The sequence below is a fragment of the Cupriavidus sp. IDO genome, assembly GCF_000812465.1.
Classification (GTDB): domain Bacteria; phylum Pseudomonadota; class Gammaproteobacteria; order Burkholderiales; family Burkholderiaceae; genus Cupriavidus.
On sequence record NZ_JWMA01000139.1, the window covers coordinates 1 to 3825 of the forward strand.

Here is a 3825-nt window from a genome sequence, read left to right on the forward strand (position 1 = left end):
ACGGCGCCGCAAAGTTAACATTGCGGCTCACGGTTTACAACTGCTTCTGCGGCTAACAATGAAAAATGCCGTTCAGCGCTTAACTGAACGGCATTACACCCGAGGGTGCCCTTTTTGCTGAAGCTCACAAGCACTGCTCAACGCAGCGCCTGCATGGCTTATCGCTCGTAGCGCGAACGGCCGTTGCGCTGGCCGCCGTTGCCGCCATTGCCGCCGAAGCCGCCGCCAAAGCTGCGGTTGCCGTCACGGTTGCCGCCTTCGCGGTTGCCGAAGCTGCGGCCTTCGCTGTTGCCGCGATAGCCGGCGCTGTTGCCGTCACGGTTGCCAAAGCTGCGGCCTTCGTTGTTGCCGAAGGTGCGGCCGCCGGCATTGCCTTCACGGTTGCCGAAGCCACGGTTGCCGTCGCTGTTGCCGCCACGGTAGCCGCCTTCATTGCCGCCGCGGTAGCCACCGCCTTCGTTGCCGAAGCTGCGCGGCTGGCCGCGATAGCCGCCGGCGTTGGCATCGCGATTGCCGAAGCCACGGTTGTCGTCGCCGAAGGTGCGGCCGGCGGTATTGCCGTCGCGGTTGCCGAAACCACCTTCGCGGTTGCCGAAGCCGCGGCTTTCGCCGCCGCCGAACTTGCGGTCGCCGAAGCTGCGTTCGCCGCCACGATAGCCACCACCACCATTGCCGCCGCGGAAGTCACCGCGGCCGCCGCCCGGCTTGCCGCCGAAGCCGGTACGCGGCTTGGGCGAGCGGCGCGGCTCGAGACCTTCGATCACCGATGCGTCGATGCGATGGTTGGTGAAGCGCTCGATGCGCTTCCACTGGAACATGTCGTTGTGGTTCACCAGGTTGATGGCGATGCCCGAGCGGCCCGCGCGGCCGGTACGGCCGATGCGGTGCACGTAGTCTTCAGCCTGCTTGGGCAGGTCGAAGTTGACCACGTGGGTGATATCGGGCACGTCGATGCCGCGGGCGGCCACGTCGGTGGCCACCAGCACGCGCAGGTTGCCGCGGCGCAGTGCGGTCAGGGTGCGGTTGCGCGCGCCCTGCGTCATGTCGCCGTGCAGCGCGCCGGCCGAGAAGCCGGTGTCCGACAGGCGCTCGGCCAGCGAATCGGCATCGCGCTTGGTGGCCGTGAAGACGATCGCCTGCTTGAGGCCGGCATCGCGCAGCAGGTGGTCGAGCAGGCGCTCCTTGTGCGACATGTCGTCGGTGAAGTGCAGGCGTTGCTCGATATGGCTCTGGTCGGCCTTGGCCGCGGCGATTTCGATGCGCTGCGGCTCGCGCAGCTGGCGTGAGGCGAGCTGGGCGATACGCTGGTCGAGCGTGGCCGAGAACATCAGCGTCTGGCGGGTTGCCGGGGTGGCGGCCACGATGGCGTCGATGTCGTCGGCAAAGCCCATGTCGAGCATGCGGTCGGCTTCGTCGAACACCAGCATGTCCAGCGCGGACAAGTCGATGCGGCCGGCGTCGATATGGTCGAGCAGGCGGCCCGGCGTTGCCACCAGGATGTCAGGCATCTTGGACAGCATGGCGAGCTGCTTGGGGTAGGGCATGCCGCCCAGGATGCTGGCGCAGACGATGCGGCGCAGGTGGCGGCCGTACTTGGCGGCGGCCTCGGTCACCTGCAGGGCGAGTTCGCGCGTCGGCGTCAGCACCAGCAGCGAAGGCTGCGCGGGCGACGGACGGGGACGCTTGCCCTTCATGCGCTTGACCGGCTCTTCCGGGCGCGGGCGGTTCGGGGCGGCCTTCTCGCTGATGCGCTGGATGGCCGGCAGCATGAATGCGGCGGTCTTGCCCGAGCCGGTCTGGCTCGAGACCAGCAGGTCGCGGCCGGCCAGGAAGGCGGGAATCGCCTGGGCCTGCACCGGGGTCGGGACGTTGTAGTTCAGTTCGGAGAGTGCGCGCAGGATGGCCGCATCCAGGCCAAGCGTGGCGAAACCGTTCTCTGCCGCAACGGCTTCGGTCGCTGCCTCGCTGTTGAGCATCGCGTCGAGCTTGTCGAGCGGGCTTTGAGCGGCGGCGGAAGTGATCGAAGCGTCAGTTGCGGAGGCAATAGCTTGCTCCGCACGAGTGTCGTGCTGGGTCATGTCGTAGAGATAAATAAATGCATGGCACCCCTGCAACGCAAATAGGGGTGGGCGCAGTGCAAAGTCTTAAAAAGGCTTCGGCGCCAATCGGTGAGGCCGTTACGACAGACACAGCTGGCAGTACGGCGGCAGGCAGGGCAGCGGCAGGTCCGACGGGATCGGGCCGGCCATGTCCCTGGCAGGCAAACAGCTCAGGTAATCAGGCTGTTCAACAGGATCGGAGACGAGGCGACGTCAGGTGAGCGGTGCGTTCTGCTGGGCTGCTGGCGCGATCGGTACTTGCCGGCAACGAGGAAACAGAGCTTGGGAGGGCAGCGGATTCGCCGTGGCGGGAAATTGCCTGGCGGGTGGCGGAACTCACAGTTGCGAAACTCACGGCGCGGATTATAGCAGAATGCGAAAGTTTTGTTGCACTGCGAAAAAGTAACCGGATATGTCCGCCTGATTTCGCCGGAAGCCCCGGCAAAAGGGCATGACGGCGCACCTGCCCGAATCCCACGCGGCGCCCGCATGGCTCCGCCGCGCTCCGGGTTGCAAGCCGTGAACCCCCACCTATACTGGAGGCGCGAGCATCAGAATGCCTGCATGGGGCGGACAAAAACGTTCCTGCTGATCTTCTCCGGCGATTATTGGAATCGCTGCTCGCGGTGAGCATTGCGGTTATTGTCGCCACTGCCAGTCTTCCTGCGACTCTCCGGGTGGTCCGGATGGGCGTCCGCGTCATGGGCGGAATCATGGGAAGCCTGCTTGGCCAGGAATGACCGAACTGCTGACCGCGTTGACCCAGAAGGTCCGGGCCCGTCCGCAACCAGCCCGCCAATCTCTTGGCGGGCTTTCTATTTTCTGGCGATGCTAATTGGCGCCGCTGCGGATTCCCGCTCGGTGCTACGACTTGCGCGGCAACTTCCCGAGCGGACGTTCCTGCGGCATGACGTGCCGGTTGCCCGGCAGTCCGCCGGGATAGTCGACGATGCGCGTGGCGCTGGTGCGGCGCAGGCCGTGCCAGCCCTGGGCGCCGCTGGTGCGGCCGCCGCCGAGAATGGTGGTCATGGCCTCTTTGTCGAGATCCACGCTGTCGGGCAAGTCCTTGATGACGATCACTGCCATGGCTGTCTCCGTCATGCGGGCTACGGCCGGGCGGCCGAGGGACCGCTTCAGTATAGGTGCAAGTCCACCGCATCAGATGGCATGCACGCCCGCCGGATGCGAGCGTGGGTCATCGGATGCGGTGGACCGATGGTCCCGCCGTCATGGCTGCGGGACCGCCTCCGGGCGCTCAGACCGCGGCAAAGTTGCCGCCCCATTGCGCCGGGTTCACGTTGACGCGCACCGGGCCGACGCCGGGACCGATGCTGCCGACGTTGTTGAGCGTGTTCACATTGATGGCTTGCAATTGCGCGATGTTCTGGTTGACGTTCACGGTGACGTTGGCCAGCGGGCCGACGTTGCCGAGGCCGCCGCTGAGCCAGGAATTGCCGCCGCGCACGGCGCACAGCGACGCGCGGTCGAGGTCTTTGCTGAGGGCGAGATCGCGGACGATGATCGATGACATGATGGTGCTCCTTGGTGCTGGTGGTCGCGGGTGATCGGGGGCGCGGAGATCGCTCGATCTCCGCGCGGGCCGGGCATCAGCCGTAGATGTTGTTGTGGGCGTTCTGGTTGGTGTGCAGGTCGGACTTGACGTGGTCGAGGAAGGCCGAGCCGTTGCCGTTCAGGTTGGTGACGCTCTGCATCTGGGCGATTTCCT

Annotated in this window: 3 protein-coding genes; all 3 read right to left on the reverse strand. The window is 65.9% G+C overall.

All coding sequences use genetic code 11. From position 1 onward, the window contains the following. Positions 1 to 158: 158 nt before the first annotated feature. Positions 159 to 2078 (reverse strand): DEAD/DEAH box helicase, encoded by a 1920-nt coding sequence (locus RM96_RS28770; RefSeq protein WP_039015143.1) that lies wholly within the window; start codon positions 2076 to 2078, stop codon positions 159 to 161. A gap of 885 nt (positions 2079 to 2963) precedes the next feature. Then, positions 2964 to 3185, reverse strand: coding sequence for a hypothetical protein (locus tag RM96_RS28775; RefSeq protein ID WP_039015144.1), 222 nt, complete (start codon positions 3183 to 3185; stop codon positions 2964 to 2966). A gap of 169 nt (positions 3186 to 3354) precedes the next feature. Beyond that, positions 3355 to 3630 (reverse strand): hypothetical protein, encoded by a 276-nt coding sequence (locus RM96_RS28780; RefSeq protein WP_039015145.1) that lies wholly within the window; start codon positions 3628 to 3630, stop codon positions 3355 to 3357. Positions 3631 to 3825: the final 195 nt, after the last annotated feature.